Raw genomic sequence first — 25,678 nt, forward strand, 5'->3', positions numbered from 1 at the left:
ATAAAACACTCTTTTAATTTTCAACTGGTTATAAGGTTGGTTAAAAATAAGGGTAAATAATTTAAATGCGTTTAACAGTTTGGTATTTATAGAAATTTAAACTATTTTTAATAGTGAACTGCCGAGTAGGCAGCTGGAAATGAAGAGGACTGGATCATAGGGATGCTTTACACGTGAACTGCCGAGTAGGCAGCTGGAAATTGAAGGTCAACCAGGTTTAACGAAAGATGGATGTGAACTGCCGAGTAGGCAGCTGAAGTTAGGCCGGGAAGTGAATAACCACAAATTGTGACTTTTAACTGCCGAAAAGGCAGAGGCTAAATAGAGAGACCCCAGCAAAAGCTGGGATGTTTTTAAGCGTTATAACCGTATTTAAGGCTATTTATAACGTTCTTAATTAACCTTCTACCAGCAATTGTATTTACAAATGTTAAAGGTGTTTTAGAGCTAAATTGTAAGGAGTACGTATTTAGCCATTTATTCCATCGTTCAATATTTTCAAAGTAATCAATACAAGCTGATGCTAGATGAGCTAACTCAAAGGTATTTTCACTCAAAGTTGCATTTAAACGTGTGTACTCTTTTTTATGACGTTCCAAAGTTCTAATATTTGTACCAATTGCTTTAGCAAAGGATTGAATATCCCAACCTAACTGAAGCCTAAACTCCTCAACACTCTTTATATCTAAACCACGCTGAATTAATTCAATTTCATCTAAAGGGTTTGAGCTTAAATTAACTTTTCCATTGCTGAGTATATCTACAAATTTATGATTAGCACTAGGTTGAATATCACTAGGCATACATACCTCAAAGCCAAGAAAAGTTATATTTAATAATAGCACTTCTGTTATCCAGCTGATAGTCGGATTAGAGCGATAACCGGACATTGATATTTGCTTAATATCATCCCTAGTTTATTGGTTAAACTGCTCTTTGCGCATATATTCATGAATATGAGCGACGCGCGCAGATTGTTCTATTTTACTTTTTTAGAAAGCTAAGTGATAGTAATACCTTAGGTAATTTGTTAAAACTATATAAAGTAAATAAATGAGCGTTAAGTCCCCAGAAATATGCGCGATGAACGCGCTATTTAATTATTAGGTGGTGCTATGAAATCAAACCGTTGTTTACCTCTAATTTTTTGGGCGCTCATACCAATAACTGTAAATGCACAAACACGCGGTGGCATTTGTCAGAGCGCTGTCTGTGATTTTACAGGGGGATTGATTGGCTTAACTTTGCTTGTATTATTTTTTCTTTTTCTTTCTACATCGATAGCTAAACATGGTTTTTGGAGAGGAATTTTTGAACATACAGCAGTGAGGATTCTGATTGTATATTGTGCAGTGATTGCTGGGTTAATTTTTGCGATGTTGTTAGCTATTGAAGTTTTTGGAAAAATAGGCGGCGTTTTATTGTTCATCGCCATTGCGTTCATGCCTAAGTCTTGGATAAAAGGTATTAAAGAAGATGATAAATAAAGTACCTAACAATCTCCATCAAAAACGCGCCCGTTACCAAGTCCGCAATTGGCACCGCGCCGAACCTCGCAAAGAGCGAGAACCAGTCAGTCAAAAATTTTGATACCTGAAGTCAAGATTTGACTATCGTTGGCTTTTTCATTTGATGAAAGTAAATGTTTTTAATCGTGATGTATGATGTTGGAGCAAAGCTTGATTAATCAAAAAAGGTGTTCATCACTAAGAATCTAAATAATTGGAATATAAAAATAATAACAAGGGTGTTTAAATGAAAGTTAGTGGTTTCACTGTTAATCAAGATTTGTGGCAAAGTCTTAGACACTGCCAGAAAGAAAGTATTCAAACGGCGCTTAGTTACATAAAAAAGCCGGTAAATGAAAATGCGAACTCTTGTCTGATTAGCTTGCCAACAGGTGCGGGTAAGTCTGGTGTAATAAGTATTGTATCTCACAAAGCGACCCAAAAACGGGTGTTGGTTTTATGTCACCGACGTGCCGTTTGCGACCAACTCTTTAAAGAAATAGATGGCAAGTTCTTTAGTGACCGTGTTGAAGGCGAGGTTATAAAACGTAAGACTGTTTACAGCGATGTGAACGATACATCTAAAAATGGTGTTTACGTTTCTACATTCCAAAAATTGCAAACCTTTGATAGCAATCAACTTGAGCGATTAAAGCAAGATATCGACCTTATTATTATTGATGAGGGTCATGCTGAACCCTCTCCAGTATGGAGTACATTGGTGCGTGGTATTGACGCTCATAAAGTTGTTATTACAGCTACTCCGTACAGGAATGATTTGTATCAATTCGATGTTACCGAAGACGCTAGTTATATTTATACCTTTAAAAGAGCGCTTGCAGACGGTGTTTTGAAAGAGCCAACTTTTGAACAAATCTTTTTAGCTGAATTAAGCGGTAAAATCACACAGTTCTTAGAGGCTAATGAGGGCACAAAGTGCATTATCAAGTGTGAAAAGTTTGAAGATATTAATCGCTTTTACTATTTGTTAAACGATGACTTTTCGGTGTTAGCTATACACGAGCAATTTACTAAAGATGAACGAGATAATGTAAAAGTTTCTGTACCAGCGAACCTTAAAGGTTCTGATTACCAAGTCATTATTCACCAGAGGAAACTGGATGAAGGGGTCGATATTCCGGAGGCGAAGTTATTGGTTTTGGCCTATGCAGTCAATAGTGGTCGGGAACTAGTTCAAACAATCGGAAGAGTAGTTCGTTTATATGGTGCTATTGAACCTAAAATTTTGGAAATTGAAAGCGATGCAAATAGCCAAATGTGGCAAAACTACAGAAAATTTGATCGTTCACTAGATAGTGCTGATTCAGTAAAAAAATTCATAGCATCACTAGACAGTAATAAGTTGATTGAGCGTTACCTAGAAGCGTTCCCTGATGTGAGTTATTACGGGAACCGCTTTGTAAGTAAGTTTGACCTTAATACCTTCGAGCCGGAAAGTTCTCTTAATATCCCAACAGCATCAATTTGTTTTTTGAACCAATCACAGGGATTCAGCGTTCAGCTTTTATCTGATCATCTATATTGGCGATGTAATAATGCTGGTGAACTCGCGAGAATATTTGCTACAGAAACTGGTATTCATGGTGTTATATCAATCGCATTCAATAAGTCTCGGTTTTTAACAGACCAGTTTTTCTTTGAGCCTTCACTTGAAATAACATTGTATAAACAGCTCTCGAACAACGTTGTTGCAATTTATGATAGCCGAGGTCGCAGATTTAATGGTGAGAAAGATATAAAACTCGGCTCTGCGGTATCTCTAGATAAACTGCTTAAGGTAATGTCATTAGGTGAATCAGCCTCAACGAAAGAAGCGAGTAGTAAATCGATTAGTTCTGCTAGAAAGCGTCCTGAAAGCATCGCGGTAAAAGGACGTAACTTAGAGCAAATGGCTGACATGCAAGCTAATGCTTCATATCGGTTAGCCACGATGCGTTGTGATACCTATGACCAATCCAATAAAAAGAAAGGTAGTTATTATGTAGGCGCAGATTCTGGGCGAATCTCAGATCAAAAAGAGTCATCGTTTACTTTGGGTGATCTTAATGATTGGCTTACAGATATTGATAGCGTCATATCTGCAAATATTAATATAAAGAACGCCTTAATACATTCATATGCAAAGCCAATATCTGTTGATGAAAACTTTGAAGCTCACAGTTTGATTTTTGATTTAACAGAGTATGAGTCTCCGATTAGTATTTTTATAGCTGAGGAAAAATATAAACTCGATAATTCGTTTTTGTATTTAATTTATGATAACGGTGCTTTACTTGTTGATGGTGTTGAGGAAAGTAAAATCTTAGTCAACTTTAATAAAGAAGAACCTTATCTAGAAATTACACCAGAAGTGGAAATACTATATTCACTTGAAGGTGGGGAACACCAAGACATAACTGACTTTCTCAACGAGCACTTACATAAAGCTCTTTTGGCTAACGGGATAAGCTTTTCAAACGGTAAGTTCTATCAATTAACACTTCCTCTGGCTGATAGTTTCGTACTAGGTGCTTCAAATCTTGCCAATGTTGTTATTGGGCTTAAACCACTTATTGGTGAAGATTTAGATGAGAAGGGATGGCAAAAAGAGAAAAAGGATAAAAAGGGTTTTCATCAAATAGTGGATGATGGCTTTAGTCCGCATTCTGTTTTTTATTTAGTGGATCAATTAAAAGCTAACGGGTTTGATAACCCAACTAAAAACGAATTAGGTCCATTTGCTCCTTATATACCCGAAGCTGATTTGTTAATTAACACGGATATGGGAACTGAGCCTGCTGACTTCATAGTTTCGTCAAAAAATAAATTGGCTTTTGTTCACGTTAAATGTGGCAAAGCTACAAAAATGCCAAAATCGTCGGCTGGTGCACTAGCAGAGGTTGGCTCCCAAGCCATAAAAAACATTGACATGCTTATTAGTGGAGATATTGAACTGAAGCCTTTTAATTGGAATAGGCTTCATACAGCTTGGCCAGATTCTGATGCCGCACAAAATATTGTTGAAAGAATTAGAGTTTTTCAAGGTGAAAAGTTTAGTGCTCAAAATGAGCAGGAAAGGTTAGAAAAATTAAATGAGTTATGGGGCACAGTTGCTGCAAGAAGACGCTCAACAGCAGTAAAAAAAGAAATTTGGATTGTTGTTGCCAATGGCTTTTCAGCCAAACATTTTGAGCGGCAATTAAAGTTAGGTCCAGAGGCTAATGGCGAAACCTTACAAGCTTTTCAGTTATTTAATAGTTGGTTGGCAACAGCTCATGATAATGATGTTGAGTTGAAGGTTTTTGTTTCACCATAGTGGTAAATGTGATCTAAGGAATAAGCTTTTGGTCATGCTAAATTTTAATTAAAATAGAATTGTTTAGATTAAATTGAAGGCAAATTATGGATGATTATTCTTTAAAGGTTAAGCAAGAAATTTTAACGCTTTATTCAAAAGGAAATAGAGTAGATGACGCTTTTCAGCTTTTTTCAAAACACCGGATGAAGTTGAGTAAAGCTGAGAAAGAAGTGTTTCGAGAGAAGTATGCAAATAAATCAAGCAAAGAAGATTTAAGTGACTTTATAGGCTCATTAAATTTTGATGACGCGAAAAGCAACTATGAAATAAGTAAGAAAACAAGTAAGAGAAAGTTAGCTAGTAGAAAGCTCGAAAAGAAAAGCTACGGCCCTAAGTTTAATGTAGAGCGGTATCTTCTAACTAAGGAGAGCTCTGATTCATATCTGAGTAGTTCACTCGAAATAGACCGTGATGCTTCGCTCATATCGTCCCAAACATTTTCTTATGAGTTAGATGAGCTTCAGCAAAAAGAGCCTGACTTAAATAGCCCAAGTGATGAGGTACCACTTCATCTATATGTTTATGATCCAGAAGATGTAAATGAACTTAGTCTTGATGAAATCTCAGAGGTTTGGCTGCATAGGTATGAGCTATGTGGAACAAAAGAAGCTGCGGCAGAGGTGCTTGCTCTTAAGGATATAAATGATGGAAATGTTGATAGCTATCAAGGCTGGGAAAGTTATTTAAATCATGACTATATTACTGAATTTGAAAATAAAGTAAAAAGTGATGCATTCGTTCGGGCTGATCACTGTGCAAGTCAAGAAGCGATTAAAGTTGATAATCCATTTGATAGAAAAAAACATAGCCGATCGCAACTCATTAAGTTGCCTTTAAAGCAGATTATAAAATTATGGGAAGAACGAGATTATTCTTTTAATTCAGTTGCAGCCGCTTGTGAAGCTTTAGCAATTATTCGTTATACCAATAAAATTGATAACCAAAAGAAGCACTGGAAAGCTTTTCTTGAACACCCACAAATTCTTGACTTAGAGTACGATTATGACGAGGCGGGAGATGAATCTGAAGAGAAAGATAGATTTGCCAAGCTAATTCAGAAAGAGAGTTTGGATTTAGAAGCCTTATCTGAGGATAACCGGAGTAGAGTTACTAGAAGTCAGGTAACTAGGGTCGGTCAGCAGGGATTTCGAGCACTTATTCTGGATAATTTCTATTTGAAATGTGCTATATCTGGCAGTGAAGAACAAGCCTTGCTTGAGGCTGCACACATTATGCCTTACAAAGGGGCACAATCTAACGTGTTACAGAATGGCTTATGTCTTAGAGTTGATCTCCATCGGTTATTCGATAAGTTTTTAATATCAATTGAACCGCAGACCCTAGAAATAGTTGTTTCTGATAAAGTAAAAGATACCTACTACAAAAATTTTGCAGGGATAAAATTGGGTAGTAGTAAAGTCGGTGTTTCTAAATCATTATTAAAGAGGCAATTTTATCAATTTATGAAGCATAATAAAAATAGCTGAATCTATTTCAGCTGTGATTTACTTAATCATTAATGTTAACAGACTTATCATGATTAGGGTTAATACGCGCATATTCGACGCCTCTGTCAGCAACTGTAAGTGAATGGGGTCAAATCTTGAATTCATACTTTAAAAATCTTCAATGTCCGCTCATGGCACATAGCAGCCAACTAAACTTGGCAGTATTTTTATGGGATTGACCTCATAAAGCCTATATTTGGTAACTTTATGCCATTATACACTTCAATTTTATGCCAAGTTACACTCCACCTATGGCGCTGTAGCCCAGTAGAAACGTATGTTTTTATGTCAACTTATACTTCAAACAACAATTTGGGTGAAAATACATTCCTTTTTAAATTATTCCTTAGTAATACCGTAAAATATTTAATATTTCGAGTGTCGATTTTACACTATTACCGCTCTACCTCATTTTTACATTCACACTGTTTTTATTATTGCCGTTTACTGCACTAGCAGATGAAACATTCACTATTTATGTAAAAAAATCAAATTACTTAATTAGCAACGCTAAAGCAAAACTCACATCTACTGAGCTTGGCAATAAATTAAAGTCACTCAATGTTTCAACAGTAATACTCGATGTAGACTATTGCGCAGCTCCAGAAGCGTTAGCTAATGCCTATTTAGCAATCGCAAATGCTAAGCCTATGCTTAAGGATATTAAGTTAAATTTAAGTGACAGTCATAAAAAGAGTAAGTGTAAAAACACATAACACGCTTTTTGACAGGGGGTAATGTGTATCTGTTCCTGTTTTATTGCTGCTAGACAACCCTTGCCTTGTACGTAATAATGTAAAAATTACATTAATTTTAACATATAAAGTGTTAACAAAGTGCCCCAAGGTTGATTAATGCCGCAAAGAAGTAAGTGGACACTCGCTGTTTTATTAGGGTTATTAGGCGGGTTAGTAAATCTCTCGCCATTGTATTTTTTCGACAGCTCCGAATTTTTGTTTGGGCAATTGTTTGTTTTATGCAGCTTAGTATTTACTGGGCTGCGTTACGCGTGCCTAAGCCTTGCTATTGTTTCTGGTTTTTTACTTTATAGGTGGGGCCATTGTTGGCCGAGTATTGTGTATTTACTCGAGCTTTGTTGGCTTTATGCTTTTTGTTTACGCCGCTCTAAACCTATTCTTCCTCTGGGTAGCGTATTTTGGCTATGTATTGGTTTACCCTTTGTATGGGTTATAGGCCAATTTGTTATTGGCTTGGCCTGGTTAACGCTAATAGTAGCGATATCAAAGTACTTAATTAACGCGCTAATAAGTTTGGCGGTGGTTGATTTAGTTAGTGTATTTGTACCTTACGCTAGCCGTGCGTATCAGGGTAGGCCACTGGCAAAAATTTTAAGCTATGTGGTTAGTGTCATTATTATTTTAGTGGTATTGCTAACCAGTGTAATTTTAGTAAACGATCATCATGCGCGCTTAGAGTATGAAGTAAACGCTCAACTAAAAGAAAAAGCCGAGTCTATTAGCACGCAATTAAATGATTATTTAGCATTTCATAAAAACGCCATTGTTATGAGTAGCGACGCAATAAGTGCGGGCACTGCAAGCGATGTGCAGCTCAAACGATTAATGTCGTTATTTCCAGGCTTTACAACCAGCTTGTATGCAAACCCAGATGGCTTTGTAGAGCTTAGCTCGCCCAGCGATTTAATAGAGGGGCTTAGCCTTGCGCAGCGTAGTGTTAAAGACCGAGCATACTTTACTCAAGCTCAGCAGTTCCCTCTGGGTTATACCAGTGGTGTGTTTCAAGGTCGCGGCCTAGGTAACGAGGCCATTGTGGCGCTGTCGGCACCTATATACCGTAACAATACGTTTTATGGTGTGGTAGAGGGCTCGTTAAAGTTAGACCGCTTAGAGCGGTTTATACCTAACTTATTTGAGTACACGGGCGATTTAGTGGTGCTAGATGCGCAGCAAAAAGTGGTATTTAGCTCCCTTGATGAATTTAAAATACTGAGCCATTTTAACGGGGAGGGCTTTAATACCAGTAACTTAGGTGATAAAAACCTATTTCGTTCAAGCAAAAACGAGGTGTACCACAGCTCTAGGTACATTGATCCACAAAATCACTGGCAAGTTATTACCTTTTATAATCGTAAGCATTTAAGTATGTCGGTGGCAAAAGCTTGGCTACCCACTATTTTGTTAAGTGCGATATTGATGCTTATGGTGGTTATTTTTATACACCAACTTGCTAATTTATTAGTGCAGCCAATCACTAGCTTAACTACGCTAATGCAAAGCTTTGGCAAAACCAAAACACATAAGTTTAATACAGACTCAAGCTGGCATGAGGTATTGCAACTGCAACAGCAATTTGAATTACTAGCTAATGCGCTGCAGCGTTCAATAGAAAACCTACAAGCCTCTAATATCAGAAACCAAGGGTTAAATACCCAGCTGAGCGAATTTAATCAGCAGCTAGAGGGCAAAGTAGCAGAGCAAACCACCGAGCTTAAAAAAGCGGTAAATAGGGCTAATTTAGCCAATGTTGCAAAGTCGCAATTTTTAGCCAATATGAGCCACGAGCTACGCACCCCTATGAACGGTATTTTAGGCATGGGAGAGGTTTTATTGCGCGATAATTCATTAACCGATGAGCAGCGGGAGCTATTAAATACGCAGCAAAAAAGCGCACAAAACTTACTGAAAATTTTAAACGATATTTTAGATTTTTCTAAAATAGAAGCTAACGCCATGGAAATTAGCCCACGGGCGACTAACCTTGCGCCGTTTATTGCCAATATAAAGTCGTTGTTTTCTCCCATTGTAAGTTCTGATCACGTCGAGTTTATTGTTAGCCAAAGCGACAGGCTGCCAGATTGCGTAAAAGTAGACGACCTACGTTTAAACCAAGTCATTATTAACTTGCTCTCTAATGCGTATAAGTTTACTGAGCGTGGTTTTGTGCGTTTATCGTTTGATTACGAAAACGAGCAACTTTTAATAAGCGTAGCCGATAGCGGCATTGGTATTGAAAAAGATCAGCAGTCGTTGTTATTTAGTGAGTTTACGCAAGCAGATGTAGGTGTGGCACGTAAGTATGGTGGCACAGGCTTAGGTTTAGCAATTAGCCAAGGGTTAATTAAAAAAATGCAGGGTGAAATTACCCTCAACAGCGAACCAGGCAAAGGCAGCGTACTTAAATTTTACGTAAGTGCACCTAAAGCACAGTCCAACAAACCAGAGCCCGTAAAACAGCCGAAGTCGTTGCCTAATTTAAGCGATAAAACACTTTTACTGGTTGAAGATAACCCCATTAACCGCCAAGTAATTGCAAAAATGCTAGAGCCTACAAAGGTAAACTTAGTGATGGCAACCGACGGCATAGAAGCGCTAAAAGTACTTGAAGGTAACCGCTTTGATTTAATTTTAATGGATTGCCAAATGCCTAATATGGATGGCTACGAGTGCACCCAAACAATACGGGCTAACGAGGTAAACACAAAGGCACATGTGCCCATTGTTGCTATTACCGCAAACGCCTACGAAGATGATAAGCAGCGCTGTTTAAGTGTAGGCATGGATGATTTTGTATCTAAACCGGTAAATACACAAGGGTTGTATGAAGTAATCGCGAGGGTGATAAACACGCATTAGTGCAGCGTTTATCACCATAACAAACTTTAAATAAAATCGAGGGTGAGCAACAAGCGTTGCTCGTTTGCAGCCACCGGTGGCGAGCGATGTACAAGCCCTGCGCCTTCGTTTTCATCCCAGTACTCGCCTTTAAGTAGCGCAACATCGCCTTGCTGGAGTTGATTAATATTATTTAGGCTTTTAAATAAGCCAGACTCTTCATCAGGCTTACCTAAATTACCAGTTCCAAGCTTTGAGCGCTCTACATCGCTGTGATTTAACCACTGCGTTGCAACGCCTTGGTAAGTAGTCACTAATCGGCACGGAATTTTGTCTACATGAAAACGCGGGCACATAGGTTTATCTAATATTTTTAGCCTTAAACCGGCGCGTTTTAAGTCAAATAGGCAGCAAAACATTTCAACTAATAATGTTATGTCTTTACACAGCGCATCAGTTTCATCGCGGTTATTATCATTTGGTTTAAGTGCAGTAACTAACTTATCAAACGCATCATCGGGTGATACCGCAAGCTCAAGTGGTTTTATGGCATTAGTGCTAATGAGTGTATTAACGGCATTTGTTAATGCTTGTTCAAGGTCTCTTTGCCAAATAACGATGTTAGTGTTTTGGTCATAAATGTGTGGCAATACATTGGCGTTACTGTCTTTAGCTGCTCTTCGGTGGAGTTGCTCAGTGGGTTTTATTTGCGCCGTTATTGGAGCTAGGGCATTCATTACACTTCCTCCCAAATAGGAAACGGGTCGTTATAGGTTTTCCAAAAATCTTTACCTTTAAGCACGGCTTCTTCTGGTAGTAGGCAGTCATCAAGCGCCTCAATCATGGCGTGTTTATTTAACGACTGACCAATAAATACAAGTTCTTGACGCATATCACCAAAGGGCTCTACCCATTTACTGTTTATACCAGCAAGTAGCTCGGGCTCTGTGGGCCAGTCTTTTTTAGGAATTGCTTTATAAAACATGCCAGCAAACCCGTAATGAGCTATACCGCCGGCTTGGCTCCACTGCGCGCAAAATAAAGGGCGCGTTGCGAGCCAAAAATATCCTTTAGAGCGAATGAGCTGGCCAAATTGCTCGGTGTTGTGCAAAAAGTGATAAAACTTTTCAGGGTTAAATGGGCGGCGCGCCGTATAATTAAAGCTGCTAATACCATACTCTTCGGTCTCGGGGATGTGTTCACCACGCATTTCTTTAAGCCAATCCGGCGCTTGTTGGGCACGTGCAAAATTAAATAAGCCCGTATTGAGCACTTCGTTAATATTAATATTGCCGTTTGATATAGGAATCATTTTAGCTTGAGTATTAAGCGTATTTAAAATGGCAATAAGCTTATTGAGCTGTTCATTGGTGGCTAAATCAGTTTTGCTAATTAAAATAACGTCGGCAAATTCAACTTGATCAACAAGTAGGTCGGCCACGCTTCGCTCGTCGTCTTCTCCTAACGATTCGCCAGTATCTTGTAAATCGTTTGCTTGTTCGTAGTCGGTTAAAAAGTTAACCGCATCAACCACGGTTACCATGGTATCGAGGGTGGCAACATCACCAAGAGAAACCCCGTTTTCGTCGGCAAAGGTAAATGTTTCGGCAACCGGTAGAGGTTCTGAAATGCCTGTTGATTCAATGACGAGATAATCAAAACGGCCATCTTTGGCAAGTTTACCCACTTCAACAAGTAAATCTTCTCGTAGTGTGCAGCAAATACAGCCGTTGCTCATTTCGACGAGTTTTTCGTTGCTGTGATTGAGCGACACATCGTTTTTAATTGTGGCTGCATCTATGTTTATCTCGCTCATATCGTTGACTATAACTGCCACTTTTTTTCCTTGTCGGTTATTAAGAATATGGCTAAGTACGGTTGTTTTACCAGCGCCTAAAAAGCCTGATAACACTGTGACGGGCAGTTTATTGATCATTTAATTTTACTTACTAATAGGTATATATTGGTATGTTATATTGTATCAATTAAATTTTCTAGCACTAGCATCACTTTTAAATGGTTTGTATTTAATGCTCAGCAGAAGAATAAGTAGACACTTTTGCAAATACAACAAAGCTATTTTGTGTTTTTTGCTATTTTTGAATTTATATAGCTGCGCTATTATGAGCGCCATCAAACTTAGGAGGCATTATGACGTTACTTTTCTCACCCATAGAACTTGCAGGTAAAACTTTAAAAAACCGTATTGTTATGCCACCAATGACTTGCTCGCGCTCAACGCAGCCTGGCGACATTGCCAATGATTTAATGGCCACTTATTATGCGCAGCGAGCAAGTGCTGGGTTAATAGTAAGCGAAGGCACACAAATAAGTGAGCTGGGTAAAGGCTATGCCTGGACACCAGGTATTTACACAAACGAGCAAGTAGCAGGTTGGCGCACGGTGACCAACAAAGTGCACGATGCTGGTGGCGTTATGTTTGCGCAGCTTTGGCATGTAGGGCGCGTAACACACAGCGATAACACAGGCGGTGTGCAGCCTATATCGGCATCGGCCATTGCTGCAAAAGGCGTAAAAGTATTTGTAGATACAAACGGCGAACCTGGCTTTGTTGAAACTCAGTTACCGCGCGAAATGAGCAAGCAAGATATTGAAAATGTACTAGCCGAATTTCGCCAAGCGGCTAAAAATGCAGTAGACGCAGGCTTTGATGGCATAGAGCTACACGCCGCCAACGGGTATTTAATTAACCAATTCTTAGACTCGCAATCAAATGCCCGTACTGATGAATATGGCGGCAGTGTGCAAAATCGTTTGCGTTTTTTAACAGAGGTCGTAAATGCAGTAAGCGATGAAATTGGTAGTCAAAAAGTAGGTGTAAGACTTGCGCCACTTACCACGCTTAACGGCACGGTTGATGATAACCCAGAGCAAACATATTTAGCCGTTGCTCAAGCACTAAACGACGCTGGCGTGGACTACATGCACATTGCTGAAGCCGACTGGGATGATGCCCCTTTAATGAGCGTTGAATTTAAACAGGCTATTCGTAAAGCGTACAGCGGCGTATTAATTTATGCAGGTAAGTACACTAAAGAACGTGCCGATGAAGCCCTAGCACAAGGCTGGGCCGACATGATTGGCTTTGGTCGCCCGTTTGTGTCTAACCCAGATTTACCAGCACGTTTAAAGCAAGGTAAACCGCTAAATAGCCACAACCCCGACACCTTATTTGGTGGTGCAGAGCAAGGCTATACCGATTATCCAACCGCTTAATTATTTATAAATAAAGTATTTTAAGGGCTGCATGTATGCAGCCCTTTTTTTATGCTGGTAAATCAATAGCTTTAACTTGAGCTAATACCAATCCTCAAAATAGATCACTTAATTAAGCGGATTGATATAACAATAAAAAGCGCGTAAGTTAAATAGCTTACCCATTTTAAAAACATAAAAATAAAAATGAAAACCAAAGAGATAGAGCAACTCGCGTTATCAGACTTTGAAACCAAAGACGTGATCACCCCGTATGCCTTTAAAATTGACCAAGCGTTATTAGGTATTCCATTAGCGAGCCCAATTAAACGTGCATTGGCGATGACTATTGATGTCACTTTAATATTTATGGCTGCTAAGCTAAGCGCCACTTTAATTGCCTTTGTGGCTGCAATGGCTTTTTATAAAGGCACTGCGCAGCAATATCTTCCAAAAATGTCGTCGTTTTGGCGCAGAGCCTTAAAACTTTTTGCCGCGAGCTTTTTATTTGTAAGTTCATTAACCGTACTCTCGTTAGCGATTGATTTTTTTGAAGGCGATACCGTTATACAAACACCTCAAATAGAAAAAACACAGCAAAACGATGAGCTAAGCGAGCATGATAAAGCAATAATACGCACCTATTTAACGCAAACAGACGACGATAAAAACTGCGATGACGCTTGCCAAAGCGTTGCTCGAGCTAATTTAGTTGGCCAATTACCAGCGCTTGCTGAAATGCAAAACGTAGGAGGAATTGAAGTTACGCGCACATTATTGCACTTAATGGCCATACCTGATGATGAACCCGTTGCGGCAGATGATTTTAAAAATAATGAGACAGAGCGAGAAAGTATTTCGGACGAAGTAACTCATAAAAGCAATATCACTGAAAAAGCTGAAACTAAAAGCGAGCAAACCAAACCTGTCACCAGCATTTTGCAGTGGGGTAAAGGCATTATTCAAGACCTAGGCCTTGGTTTTGGTTGGGCTGCCGTATACTTTACGTTGTTCTCGTTATTATGGCGCGGACAAACCCCAGGTAAAAAAGTATGTAATATTCGGGTGGTCTCACTAAATGGCGAGCCACTAGGTATGCTTGATTGTTTTGGCAGATACGGCGGATACGGCGCCGGTTTTGCAACAGGTTTATTAGGCTTCTTACAAGTGTACTGGGACCCAAACAGGCAAGCTATTCAAGATAAAATATCAGCGACTGTAGTTATTCAGGGCAGTGTGAACCAGGTTGTAAATGCACAAACGGTAGAAGAGACTTTAAAAACTACTTAGAAAATAAGCAATTATAAAATATATAGCTTTAGATAAAAAAGGGCTAAAATAAGGTCTTAATTTAGTTCTTTATAGGTGTTATATGAGACAGGTTTTAGCTGATTGTTCGGCAAGTATTTCAGAACTTAAAAAAACCCAACTGCGCTTTTAAATGAAGCTGATGGCGCTGCAATAGCCATATTAAATCATAATAAGCCTGCAGCTTACTTGGTGCCTGCACAAATGTATGAGCAACTTATGGAACAATTGGATGATTATGAACTAACTAAAGTTGTTGAGAGCCGCAGAGGCGATTTATCTCAAGCGGTTGAAGTTAGTATAGATGACTTATAAGTTAAAGTTTTTACCAGCAGCCTTAAAAGAGTGGGAAAAACTTGCACCACTACTTAAAAGCCAGTTTAAAAAGAAACTTGCTGAGCGCTTAGATAATCCGCATGTCCCAGCCTCTAAATTACGCGGCTTTGATAATGTTTATAAAATAAAATTGCGTACGGCAGGGTACCACCTTGCTTACGAAGTTATTGATGACGAAGTTGTGGTATATGTACTCGCAATTGGTAGACGCGATAAAGATGCAATATATAAAAAGTTAGCCTCAAGAGCTAAGGAATAGCTTATCAATAAAAGCGGTGTTTTGATTGTTGAAAGAAGGGCGGGCGTTTCTTCTTGGTTAGCTATTAATTTAATACAAGGATATGTATGAAAGTCTTATCAATAATATTTTTATATTTATTTTTTACAATAAATGTAAATGCCTCAGAGCCTATTACTTTAGCCAAAACCTATCAGCTTAAGTCTGTTACTTTAAATGAACAACGCAGTTTTAGCGTTTATTTACCGCCAAGCTACAATGAAAACCCCAATCAGTCATACCCAGTTATTTACTTGCTCGATGGTGACCAAACACACCTAAAAGCTGTCGCTGGGCTAGTCGAGGCACTTAGTACTCAGCGGCTTGAGCAGCAAATACAACAAGCAATTATAGTAGCCATTCCTAATAGTAAAAATGCGATAAGAGAGCGGGATTTTACCCCAACCAATGTTGATTGGACATTTAACGGTAAACTTCTAGAAAAGTTTGAAAATATTGGCAACGCCGCAAATTACAGTGCCTTTTTTGAAAAAGAACTTATTCCTCTCATTAATAAAAATTATCGAACATCAACTAAACGCGTATTAATAGGTGAGTCCTTCGGTGGCTTGTTTGCAAGTTATGTATTACTTAGCAACCATGCGCTATTTACAGATTACTTAATAATTGATGCAACCTACCTGTGGGATAATAACTACCTAAACCATTATTTTGATGAGAAACAACTTATAAATAAGCCGCTTAATGGCAATGTATATTTTACCTTTGCAAATAATGACGAAGCGTTTGGCGAAATTGGTAAAACAAATTACCAATGGGGTGTAGCGTTTGCTAAAAAGTTAAAAGCGCACCCAAGCAATAATCTAATTATTAATCAACGTTACTTTAAAGATGAAACTCATGGCACAGTCGCTGCGCTTAGTTGGTATTATGGGATTAAAGAGTTATTAAAAAGGTAAACCTTAACTCATAAACTTGGTAAGAAAAAAGAGTTGCTTTGGGTATATTATTTACTAAATTCAGTGGGGAAATTAAAAGGGAATTAAATGAGTAATATTTTTAATGAGATTATAAAGGTTTTTTTTTGGGGAGCAGGGTTTGTAATAGCAACTCTAGGTGGTATTAGTGTGTACGCGCTCACAATAGCTGCTGAGGTGGAGAGTGGATTTAAAGAGCAGGTTTCTAATAAAACATTAGATAGCACGTCTGATTTAAGCAATGATTACAAACTTACTCTCTCTGATATTTTTAAGAAAATGGGCGCGTAAGAATAACTGCAGAGCTAAAAAATATAACCAACGAAAGTATATATGCTGGTGGAGTTATTGCTTCTACATTTGATAAGAACGGCAAGTTTGTTGGTAATTGTTTAGGTAAAAGCGATGACATATTTATAGAATCAAATAAGAGTAGCTATATTGATATTCACTGCAATCTACTAAGACCACAGGCGAGCAGAGTACACTCTGCCAAACTGAAATTTAAGTGGTTTTGATATTCTTTCTAAGGGATTTTCAGAACAAGTGAAAGTGTAGTTTATGGCAAATAAATTATTTAGTTGGCAACGTGGGCGACAAAAGTCGGGTTACGATAAAATGTTATTGTGCTACATGCTTTTCCCTTTGAAATTGGATGCATACTTAATTAAATTCCCGCAGGGCAGCGAAATAAAGCCGCATACCGATGAAGTTAAAACTGGCGGGCACTATAGGCTTAATGTTGTATTGAAGCATGCCGCTAGGGGTGGTGAGTTTATGTGTGAAAACCCGATTATAAATTACAGTCGAATTAAACTTTTCAGGCCCGATATTGAGCGGCATCAAGTATTAAAAATAGAGCAAGGTACTCGCTATATTTTAAGCATAGGTTGGATCAAAAAGTAATTATTGTAGGTTGGGTAGAGCGAAGCGAAACCCAACAAAAAACACCTTTCTTTTTAATAGCTGTTTTTTACACAGCTACTAACCCTATTTTATTTCCTAAACCTAACCCCAAACCCACCAACTCCCAGCAGCAACACAACCCCCCACACAAAGACGTTTCCGTATTGACTGTACACGCTGTCGCCTTGTATAAGCTTTATATCGGCTTTCATGGTCGCGGCTTCAAACTGTGGCATGGTTTGCTGAGTGTGGCTTATTGGATCGTATACGGCGCTTACGCCATTGTTGGTAACGCGTACCAGCGGGCGTTGTAACTCTAATGCGCGCATGCGGGCTATTTGCATGTGTTGTAATGGCCCAATTGAATCGCCAAACCAGGCATCGTTACTTACGGTAAACAGCAAGTCAGAGTCGCTTTGGTAATTACCGCGTACTAAATCGGAAAATACTATTTCGTAGCAAATGGCAGGTAGCAGGTTAAAGCCATTGGCGCGTAGGTTGTTTTGCACTCTATCGCCACGGGTAAACGATGACATAGGTAAATCAAACAATGGCGCTATAGGGCGCAATATATCCTGAAATGGTACAAATTCGCCGATAGGTAACAACTGGTGCTTACGGTAACGGTTTTTGTCTAGGTAGCGATAATGGCCGTGCTCGTCGTTGTGCTCTTTATTACCTACCACAATAAGGGTGTTGTAAATGGTTTTGGTGTCGAGCTGGTAGTCAACAATACCGGTAACTAATGCGGTTTTATTAAACGAGGCCGCGCTGTCTAAATTGGCTAAGTACGTGTCGGCAAGGGCTTCTATTTCGGGCACGGCGGCTTCGGGCCATACCACTAGGTCGGCATCCCAATGTGGGCGTGTTAGGTCTTGGTACTTGCTCATGGTGGTCCAAAACTCACTGGGTTCAAAGCGCAGGTGTTGTTTAATATTACCTTGCACCAATAAGGTCGACATTTCTTTGCCAGAGTAGTGATTATTACCGGTATTTAATGCGCCAATAATAAGTAACGCTAAAGCGGCTGCGCTTATTAATGGGGTTTTAAAATCTTTTTGGGTGAGCCTGTAAAGGGCAAAACCAATGGCAACACAGGTAAGCGTTAAGCCAAATTCGCCAATATAAGGGGCAAGCAGCCTAAGCGGGCCATCTGTTTGTGTATAGCCAAAACTTAGCCACGGAAAGCCAGTCAGTAAGTGTCCACGTAAGTATTCACTAATGGCTATGCTGGCAATTAGAAGTGCCCCCATGCTTTTAGGGCCACTTGCAAAGCGAGTTGCAGCCCAAAACGCCAGCGCCGGAAACAGGGCTAAATATGAGCACAGTAAAGTCATTAACGAGAGCGACGCTATAAGCGGCATGCCGCCAAAGGTGGCAATAGATACGTGCACCCAGCTAATACCCGCGCCAAACCAGCCTAAGCCAAATATAAAGCCATATTTAGCGGCGCTTTTCGCGTGCGTTTTACCTGTGTTGTTTGGGTTAATACAAAAAATAATGGCGGCAATGCTAAAAAATGCGATGGGCCAAATTTGGTAAGGGGCGTAGCCAAAAGTTAAAATAAGGCCCGCAACCAGTGCGAGCCATGCTTTTTTATCTTTTACTAACAGGGTGAGTTTAGTTAGTAGTTTCTTCACTGTCGTTTTCATCAACCTTAGGAACGGTGACTTGCAGTTGTAAAATACGACGGTTATCAGAATTAGTTACTTTAAACTGATAGTCGTCTATTTCAATTGTTTCGCCGCGACTTGGCATATGGCCAAATGCGTGTAGTACCGTACCGCCAATGGTATCGGCTTCATCGGTGCTGTAACCTGTTTTAAAGTACTCGTTAAAGTCATCTACAGGGGTGAGCGCTTGTACTACGTATACATGCTTAGCAAGTTGGCGAATATCTTGTTGATCTTCTTCTTCGTCGTGTTCATCTTCGATTTCGCCGACAATTATTTCAAGAATATCTTCAATGGTGACAAGGCCCGATACACCGCCGTATTCGTCAATGACGATAGCCATGTGGTAGCGTTGCTGACGAAATTCATTTAGTAGGGTGTCTACGCGCTTGCTTTCTGGCACTACCATGGCTGGGCGTAAATATTCGCGCAGTGAGGGTAGGTGCTCATCTTTATTTAAAATAAGCGGCAGCAAGTCTTTTGCGAGCAAAATACCTTCAACGTGGTCTTTGTCTTCACACACCACCGGAAAACGCGAGTGGGTGGAGTCGACCATCATGGGGATCAAATCTTCAAGGGGGCTGTCGACCTCAAGTGTGACCATTTGTGAGCGCGGGATCATTATATCGCGCACTTTAAGCTTGGATACACCAAGCACACCTTCAATCATTTCTTTGGTTTCTGGGTCGATTACGTCACGCTCTTGCGCGTCGGCAATTACTTCAACCAGCTCTTCTCTATTCTGGGGTTCCCCTTGCAACATTTGGGCTATGCGGCCCATCCACGTTTTGCCAGAAGAACCCTGGCTAGATTGCGAGTTATCGTCGCTCATTGCGTCTAAATGCTCCGTTAATTTAAATTTCGTCCCGGTATGGGTCAGCTATGTTTAGCTCTGCAAGTAATTGCTTTTCTATGCTTTCCATTTCAAAAGCGTCTTCACTCTTTATATGGTCAAATCCAAGTAAATGCAAGCATCCATGAATAACCATATGGGCAAAGTGGTCATGAAATGACTTTTCTTGTTCGATTGCCTCGGCCAGTACAATGGCTGGGCAAATTATTAAATCACCTACTAATGGCAAATCAATGCCTGGCGGTGCTTCAAATTCGAACGACAACACGTTGGTTGGTTTATTTTTACCACGGTAGTCGTTGTTTAATTGTTGTGATTGGGCTTCATCGCTTATAACGATGCTCAGCTCAGATTCATCACGAAACTTGCTCAGGGCTTTATCGGCCCACAGTGCAAATTGTTCTTCGCTTGGGAGGTTGTCAAACTCACACGCTATTTGTAAATCTAATTCGGTGCTCACGGTATTACTCTTTAGTTGAAGGCGGCTGTTGAGCGGCAAGTTGCTCTTTGGCTTTTTGTTTTTCTATCCGCTTTAGTCGCTCGCTTTCGTCATTGCGCTCGTAGGCTTCGACAATACGGCCAACAACAGGGTGGCGAACAATGTCGTGCGATTGGAAAAAGTTAAAGCTAATTTCTTCAACATCGCTAAGTACTTCTATTGCATGACGAAGGCCTGAGCGCGCACCGCGTGGTAAATCAACTTGTGTTATATCGCCCGTTATTACTGCTTTAGAGTTAAAGCCTATACGGGTTAAAAACATTTTCATTTGCTCGGCGGTGGTATTTTGGCTTTCATCTAAAATAATAAACGCATCATTTAGTGTACGGCCACGCATGTAAGCAAGTGGGGCAATTTCAATAATGTGTTTTTCAATAAGTTTTTCTACTTTTTCAAAGCCAAGCATTTCAAATAGCGCATCGTAAAGAGGGCGCAGGTATGGGTCTACCTTTTGGCTTAAATCGCCTGGTAAAAAGCCCAGTTTTTCACCGGCTTCTACCGCTGGGCGGGTAAGTAATATACGACGTATTTCTTGGCGCTCTAGGGCATCTACTGCGGCTGCAACTGCTAGGTATGTTTTACCTGTACCGGCAGGGCCAATACCAAAGGTAATGTCGTGATGCAAAATATTAGCAACATACAAACCTTGGTTGTCGTTACGCGGTTTAATTACGCCACGGCGGGTTTTAATAAACATTTCTTTGCCGTACGCACTTTGCGGCACTTCTTGTTCTAGGGCTTTTGATTCGGTAATGGCTAAATGTACGTTGTCGGGCTCTATTTCACCAATTTCGCCACGAACAGGTTGAGTATCAACATAAAGGTTTTTTAAAATGTCTACGGCCGCGGCACTTGAGTGCAGTTTACCTGTTACTTTAAAAAAGTTGTCGCGGTGGATTATTTCAACACCTAGGCGGCGTTCAATTTGTTTGATGTTTTCGTCAAACGGGCCACATAAAGAAGAAAGGCGTTTGTTGTCGGCAGGTTCTAAATAAATCTCTAATGTTTTTAACTGATTACTCAAAATTACTTCCTATTCGGGTGCGCCAGTAAGGGTTACTGGCGCAATGAATTTATACAACTACGGTACGAAAGTAGCTACGCCAATTTCGTTGGTTGTATCGATTTTTGGCTCAACGCTTGCAGCTTTTGTTAAAATAGCTGAAGGAGCAATATCACGACGTAAGTTCATTTCTGATTCTGTACGAATTAAATCGCCACGTAAAGAGTTTGGTAACGCTTCGGTAATACGTACATCAACAAACTGGCCGATCACTGTATGTGGGCCAACAAAGTTAACTACACGATTGTTTTCGGTGCGGCCACGTAATTCCATTGGGTTCTTTTTAGAAGGCCCCTCAACTAAAATACGTTGCTCTGTATCAAACATTTGGCGGCTAATTTGTTGTGCCATTTGTGTAATACGGTTTTGTAATAGGTATAAGCGCTCTTTTTTCTCTTGCTCTGATACGTCATCAGGTAAGTCGGCGGCAGGCGTACCAGGACGCGCACTGTAAATAAAGCTAAAGCTCATATCAAAGCCAATGTCGTTAATTAGGTTCATTGTGGCTTCAAAGTCTGTTTTGCTTTCACCTGGGAAACCAATAATGAAGTCTGACGACATGCTTAAGTTAGGGCGAATTTTACGCAGCTTACGTATTGTTGATTTGTACTCAAGCGCTGTATGGCCGCGTTTCATTAAATTAAGAATACGGTCTGAACCACTTTGCACGGGTAGGTGTAAGTGATCAACAAGCTCTGGTACATCAGCGTACGCATCAATAATATCTGGCGTAAACTCTACCGGGTGCGAGGTGGTGTAACGAATACGGTCAATGCCATCAATCGCTGCTACATAACGGATTAAATCTGAGAAGTAACAAATTTCGCCATCGTGTGTTTCACCGCGGTATGCGTTTACGTTTTGACCAAGCAGGTTTACTTCACGTACGCCTTGCTCGGCAAGTTGCGCAACTTCTAATAATACGTCATCTAATGGGCGGCTAACTTCTTCACCACGGGTATAAGGTACAACACAAAAAGTACAGTACTTAGAACAACCTTCCATTATTGATACAAATGCAGACGGGCCTTCTGCTTTTGGCTCTGGTAAACGGTCAAACTTTTCAATTTCTGGGAACGAAATATCAACCACCGATGAACCTTTGTCGCCTTGCACTTGTTTAATCATTTCTGGTAAACGGTGCAATGTTTGTGGGCCAAAAATAACATCAACAAACGGTGCGCGCTGGCGAATAGAGTCACCTTCTTGTGAGGCAACACAACCACCTACACCAATAATTAAATCTGGCTTGTCGTCTTTTAATAACTTCCAGCGACCTAATTGGTGAAATACTTTTTCTTGGGCTTTTTCACGAATTGAACAGGTGTTAAGTAAAATAACGTCGGCGTCTGCTGCTTCTTCCGTTAGCTGGTAGCCGTTGGTTGCATCTAAAAGATCAGCCATCTTCTGAGAGTCGTACTCGTTCATCTGACAACCCCAAGTTTTGATATGCAGCTTTTTGCTCATTGAAATATAGCCTCGTGTTCAATTCGGTAGTGGCACAAAAATGTGCTTAAAACGGGATTAAGGAGCAAGGTTGCTCACTTAAAGGACGCGTATTTTAGCTGGATACCCGCCCAGATCCAAGTATAGTTTTCATGTTTGTGATCTCAAATCAATACACAGGCAGTTTAATAGCGTGATAGTTATATACTCTCGCACTAATGCGGCGAGTTACGGTACAATCAAAACAGTTTCACGTATTAACCAAATGATGAAAAACATGACTCAAAACAAAGTGATTGTTGTAGGCGCAGGGATGGTCGGTGCGGCCATGGCCATAAAGCTTGCACAGCAAGGAAAATCAGTACAAATAATAGAAAAAAAACTGATTAACGCCGACGCCATTTTAGCAAGTGATCAGGTAGATATACGGGTATCGGCTATTAACCGTTTTTCAGAAAACCTGCTGGACGAGCTAGGGGCTATGCCTATTTTAAGGCAAAATCGATTAGCACCTTACACGCAGTTAGAAGCATTTGAGCGCGGTGGCGACAACCTATTATTTGATTGCGCCGATATTAATACTTCGCACTTAGGTCATTTAATCGAAAACAATTTAATACAAGCAAGCCTTTGGCAGCAGTTTGCACATTATAATATTGAGGTTATTGAACAGTCAGCACCTTTAAGCGCTATTGAGCAAGACATAACGTCAATCACCCTCATTTATGGTGATACCCGTTACACTGCTGATTTAGTTATTGCAGCCGATGGCGGGCAATCGCAGCTACGTGCCAAGGCAAATATTGGTGTAACAGGGTGGCAGTATCAGCAGCACTGCATGGGCGTGCTAATAAAGCTAGATGCGCCGCAGCAAGTAAAAACGTGGCAACAATTTACCCCTACAGGCCCGTTAGCCTTTTTACCTATGCAGGCGCCATACGCTAATTTAATTTGGTACGACAGCGCCAATACCTTACAAAACTTTAAAGGGTTAACGGCCGAGCAAATTAAAGCGCATGTGTTAAATAAGTTTCCGCTGCTTGCAGGAGATTTTGAGGTGCAAAGCCATGCGGTATTTCCGCTTACCCGTCAGCATGCAAATAATTACTCTAATGGGCGTTTGGTGTTAGTGGGCGATGCAGCTCACACAATTAACCCACTGGCCGGGCAAGGCGTTAATTTAGGCTTTCAAGATGTGGTAGCACTCGCACAGGCACTTGAAGACGCTGATGATATAGGTTGTCCGCTAAAACTAAAAGAATACGAGCGAAGCCGCCGTAAAGCCAACCTATTAATGATGAGCATGATGGATGCGTGTTACTTTGGTTTTTCTAATCAAATTACGCCACTAAAATGGGCACGCAGCCAGTTTTTAAAAATGGCTAACAATACCGGTCCTTTAAAAAACTGGGTATTAAAATACGCCATTAGTGGGGAGCTTAATTAAATCCGCTTAAGTGATTGGCTAATTTAATAAATGCACAGCCAATCACTCCCTTTCTTATGCCACTTGGGCACCTGCATAGTTGTCACTATTAATTTATTCCGTTATTGCGTTTTTTTGCCATACTCAAACTACTAACCAATTAAAAGTTGTGTGTTTGTGGATATTTTTTTTATTTTTATACTCATTGTCGGCGCTTTGCTACTAACGCTGAGCATTGTGCCAACAATAAAAATTTGTAAAAAAACTAACCGTGTTTCGTGGATTTTGCTACTGGCGCTTATTTTTAGCTTTATAGTGGGTTATTGGTATGTACTTTATTATTTTGTAAATAACGATATAGCCGGATTTATTGCTATGAGCGTATCGCTTATTTTATTTGGCGGGGGCGCTTTTGTATATTTAGTTATTCAGCTTAGTTATAAAAGTATTTTAAAAATAGACCGCTTTGCAAAACGTCAACGAACCCTTGCCGAAAACGACAGCTTAACCGGCCTCCCTAATCGAAAAAAGTTTTTTCAGGTGCTTAACAAACAAGTTAAGTACGAGCCTTCGTTTTATTTAATGCTTATAGATTTAAACCGCTTTAAATCGATTAATGATTCATACGGCAATAAAGTAGGGGATATGCTGTTAAGCATTTTTTCAAAAACTCTCAGCCATAATATTGTGGGAATAGCCAAGCTGTACCGTTTAGGCGGCGATGAATTTGCACTTATTGTTGATAACTCAGCCAATGAGGCAATTAATTTATGTATTGAAGCAATAAAAAAATCAACCAAACACCCATTTCATATTTACGAGCATAGTTTACGTGTACACGTGACTGTGGGAATAACAACCTTTGCGAATCACTCGTCGCACGCTAATGAGCTATTAAAGCAAGCAGACTTAGCACTGCATGAGGCTAAAGACACACAGCAATTGTATGTACATTACTTTGAGGCGCTGAGCACCCGAGCAAATGAGCTTTCAAATATGACCTCACGTATTAAGCACGCCATTAAAAACCACGAATTTGAGCTTTATTTACAGCCTATTTTTGATGCCAGAGCCGATGAAGTACATGGTGCAGAGGCATTAATACGCTGGCCGCAAAGTGATGGCTCATTTATTAGCCCTGAGGTATTTATTGGTATTGCTGAGCAAAGTGGGTTGATATTAACTATTTCTAAATGGGTGCTACTAGAAACAATAAAGCACTTAAAGGTGTTAAAAGCAGCTGGGTTTATAGGTTCGTTGCATGTAAACCTTTCTACTAAAGATTTAGAAAGCCCGGAGTTTTATGAGTTTGTTGAAGAACTAGTAAAGCATGACCCAACGTTAAGCGACGCAATTATTTTTGAAATAACCGAATGCGCCATGATGACAAACCTAGAAGCCGCCCGCACGATGATGCAAAAACTAAATAGCAGAGGGTTTGAATTTAGTGTAGATGATTTTGGTACTGGTTTTTCTTCTTTGGTATTACTGCGAGAATTACCAATAAGCCAAATAAAAATAGATCAGTCATTTATAAAAGACATGCTGACTCAAATAGCAGATTACGCGATTGTTGAATCGACATTGTTTTTAGCGACGCGACTTAATTGTAAAGTGGTGGCAGAGGGAATAGAAGATAACGATCTTAAACAAACATTAACGCTAATGGATTGTGATTATTTGCAAGGGTATTATTTTAGCAAGCCAGTAAACATTAATGAGTTTATACACAAATATGCTAATGAGGAAGAGTACAGGATAATATAGAAA

Annotated in this window: 20 protein-coding genes and 1 pseudogene; 13 read left to right on the top strand and 8 right to left on the bottom strand. The window is 39.8% G+C overall.

Annotated elements, in window-relative coordinates; all coding sequences use genetic code 11:
* Positions 1-353: 353 nt before the first annotated feature.
* On the bottom strand, positions 354-890 hold the full coding sequence (locus PSH48_RS09695; protein WP_273611458.1) for an antitoxin Xre/MbcA/ParS toxin-binding domain-containing protein: 537 nt from the start codon (positions 888-890) through the stop codon (positions 354-356).
* A gap of 225 nt (positions 891-1,115) precedes the next feature.
* Here PSH48_RS09695 and PSH48_RS09700 point away from each other — a divergent pair, with 225 nt between their 5' ends.
* From PSH48_RS09700 to PSH48_RS09715, 4 genes are all read left to right on the top strand, one after another.
* Positions 1,116-1,487: a hypothetical protein gene (locus PSH48_RS09700; protein ID WP_273611459.1), complete on the top strand. Its 372-nt coding sequence runs from the start codon at positions 1,116-1,118 to the stop codon at positions 1,485-1,487.
* A 268-nt stretch (positions 1,488-1,755) separates the two neighbouring features.
* Positions 1,756-4,824, top strand: a complete 3,069-nt coding sequence (locus PSH48_RS09705; protein WP_273611460.1) for a DEAD/DEAH box helicase — start codon at positions 1,756-1,758, stop codon at positions 4,822-4,824.
* Between the two features lie 86 nt (positions 4,825-4,910).
* Positions 4,911-6,353, top strand: a complete 1,443-nt coding sequence (locus PSH48_RS09710; RefSeq protein ID WP_273611461.1) for an HNH endonuclease — start codon at positions 4,911-4,913, stop codon at positions 6,351-6,353.
* 875 nt (positions 6,354-7,228) lie between these two features.
* The gene (locus PSH48_RS09715) at positions 7,229-9,988 is read left to right on the top strand and encodes a response regulator (RefSeq protein WP_273611462.1); all 2,760 of its coding nucleotides are present in this window, start codon (positions 7,229-7,231) and stop codon (positions 9,986-9,988) included.
* Between the two features lie 26 nt (positions 9,989-10,014).
* Here PSH48_RS09715 and PSH48_RS09720 read toward each other — a convergent pair whose 3' ends face one another.
* Positions 10,015-10,704, bottom strand: a complete 690-nt coding sequence (locus tag PSH48_RS09720; RefSeq protein WP_273611463.1) for a DUF1826 domain-containing protein — start codon at positions 10,702-10,704, stop codon at positions 10,015-10,017.
* Positions 10,704-11,903, bottom strand: coding sequence for a zinc metallochaperone GTPase ZigA (gene zigA / locus PSH48_RS09725; RefSeq protein WP_273611464.1), 1,200 nt, complete (start codon positions 11,901-11,903; stop codon positions 10,704-10,706). Before zigA ends, PSH48_RS09720 begins: the two co-directional genes overlap by 1 nt.
* A gap of 215 nt (positions 11,904-12,118) precedes the next feature.
* Here zigA and PSH48_RS09730 point away from each other — a divergent pair, with 215 nt between their 5' ends.
* The 7 genes and pseudogenes from PSH48_RS09730 to PSH48_RS09760 all read left to right on the top strand — a co-directional run bounded on the left by PSH48_RS09730 (position 12,119) and on the right by PSH48_RS09760 (position 16,948).
* Positions 12,119-13,204: an alkene reductase gene (locus PSH48_RS09730; RefSeq protein ID WP_273611465.1), complete on the top strand. Its 1,086-nt coding sequence runs from the start codon at positions 12,119-12,121 to the stop codon at positions 13,202-13,204.
* A gap of 186 nt (positions 13,205-13,390) precedes the next feature.
* Positions 13,391-14,473, top strand: coding sequence for an RDD family protein (locus PSH48_RS09735; RefSeq protein WP_273611466.1), 1,083 nt, complete (start codon positions 13,391-13,393; stop codon positions 14,471-14,473).
* 82 nt (positions 14,474-14,555) lie between these two features.
* Positions 14,556-14,806, top strand: a pseudogene (locus PSH48_RS09740) (type II toxin-antitoxin system Phd/YefM family antitoxin).
* Positions 14,796-15,086, top strand: coding sequence for a type II toxin-antitoxin system RelE family toxin (locus tag PSH48_RS09745; RefSeq protein WP_273611467.1), 291 nt, complete (start codon positions 14,796-14,798; stop codon positions 15,084-15,086). Before PSH48_RS09740 ends, PSH48_RS09745 begins: the two are co-directional and overlap by 11 nt.
* Positions 15,087-15,172: 86 nt before the next feature.
* Entirely contained in the window at positions 15,173-16,024 is an 852-nt protein-coding gene (locus PSH48_RS09750) for an alpha/beta hydrolase (RefSeq protein WP_273611468.1), read from the top strand.
* 87 nt (positions 16,025-16,111) lie between these two features.
* A complete protein-coding gene (locus tag PSH48_RS09755; RefSeq protein ID WP_273611469.1) occupies positions 16,112-16,333 on the top strand; it encodes a hypothetical protein in 222 nt (73 codons plus the stop codon).
* A 270-nt stretch (positions 16,334-16,603) separates the two neighbouring features.
* The gene (locus PSH48_RS09760; RefSeq protein WP_273611470.1) at positions 16,604-16,948 is read left to right on the top strand and encodes a 2OG-Fe(II) oxygenase; all 345 of its coding nucleotides are present in this window, start codon (positions 16,604-16,606) and stop codon (positions 16,946-16,948) included.
* An 89-nt stretch (positions 16,949-17,037) separates the two neighbouring features.
* Here PSH48_RS09760 and lnt read toward each other — a convergent pair whose 3' ends face one another.
* Genes lnt through miaB form a run of 5 tightly spaced genes read right to left on the bottom strand, consistent with a single transcriptional unit; the run spans position 17,038 to position 22,503 of the window.
* Positions 17,038-18,588, bottom strand: a complete 1,551-nt coding sequence (gene lnt / locus PSH48_RS09765; RefSeq protein WP_273611471.1) for an apolipoprotein N-acyltransferase — start codon at positions 18,586-18,588, stop codon at positions 17,038-17,040.
* Positions 18,569-19,453, bottom strand: a complete 885-nt coding sequence (corC, locus tag PSH48_RS09770) for a CNNM family magnesium/cobalt transport protein CorC (protein ID WP_004589463.1) — start codon at positions 19,451-19,453, stop codon at positions 18,569-18,571. Before corC ends, lnt begins: the two co-directional genes overlap by 20 nt.
* A 22-nt stretch (positions 19,454-19,475) precedes the next feature.
* Positions 19,476-19,934 (bottom strand): rRNA maturation RNase YbeY, encoded by a 459-nt coding sequence (gene ybeY, locus PSH48_RS09775; protein ID WP_024033864.1) that lies wholly within the window; start codon positions 19,932-19,934, stop codon positions 19,476-19,478.
* 4 nt (positions 19,935-19,938) lie between these two features.
* Entirely contained in the window at positions 19,939-20,997 is a 1,059-nt protein-coding gene (locus tag PSH48_RS09780; protein ID WP_004589461.1) for a PhoH family protein, read from the bottom strand.
* A gap of 57 nt (positions 20,998-21,054) precedes the next feature.
* Positions 21,055-22,503, bottom strand: a complete 1,449-nt coding sequence (miaB, locus tag PSH48_RS09785) for a tRNA (N6-isopentenyl adenosine(37)-C2)-methylthiotransferase MiaB (RefSeq protein ID WP_029774570.1) — start codon at positions 22,501-22,503, stop codon at positions 21,055-21,057.
* A 244-nt stretch (positions 22,504-22,747) separates the two neighbouring features.
* Between miaB and PSH48_RS09790 the strand changes: the two genes are divergently transcribed.
* Together PSH48_RS09790 and PSH48_RS09795 are read left to right on the top strand one after the other, a co-directional pair.
* Positions 22,748-23,929, top strand: a complete 1,182-nt coding sequence (locus PSH48_RS09790) for an FAD-dependent monooxygenase (RefSeq protein ID WP_273611491.1) — start codon at positions 22,748-22,750, stop codon at positions 23,927-23,929.
* Between the two features lie 156 nt (positions 23,930-24,085).
* Positions 24,086-25,675 carry a putative bifunctional diguanylate cyclase/phosphodiesterase gene (locus PSH48_RS09795; RefSeq protein ID WP_273611472.1) on the top strand — a complete coding sequence of 530 codons (1,590 nt, stop codon included), beginning with the start codon at positions 24,086-24,088 and terminating at the stop codon, positions 25,673-25,675.
* Positions 25,676-25,678 lie beyond the last annotated feature (3 nt).

This window comes from Pseudoalteromonas sp. Angola-4, assembly GCF_028599265.1.
GTDB lineage: Bacteria > Pseudomonadota > Gammaproteobacteria > Enterobacterales > Alteromonadaceae > Pseudoalteromonas > Pseudoalteromonas atlantica.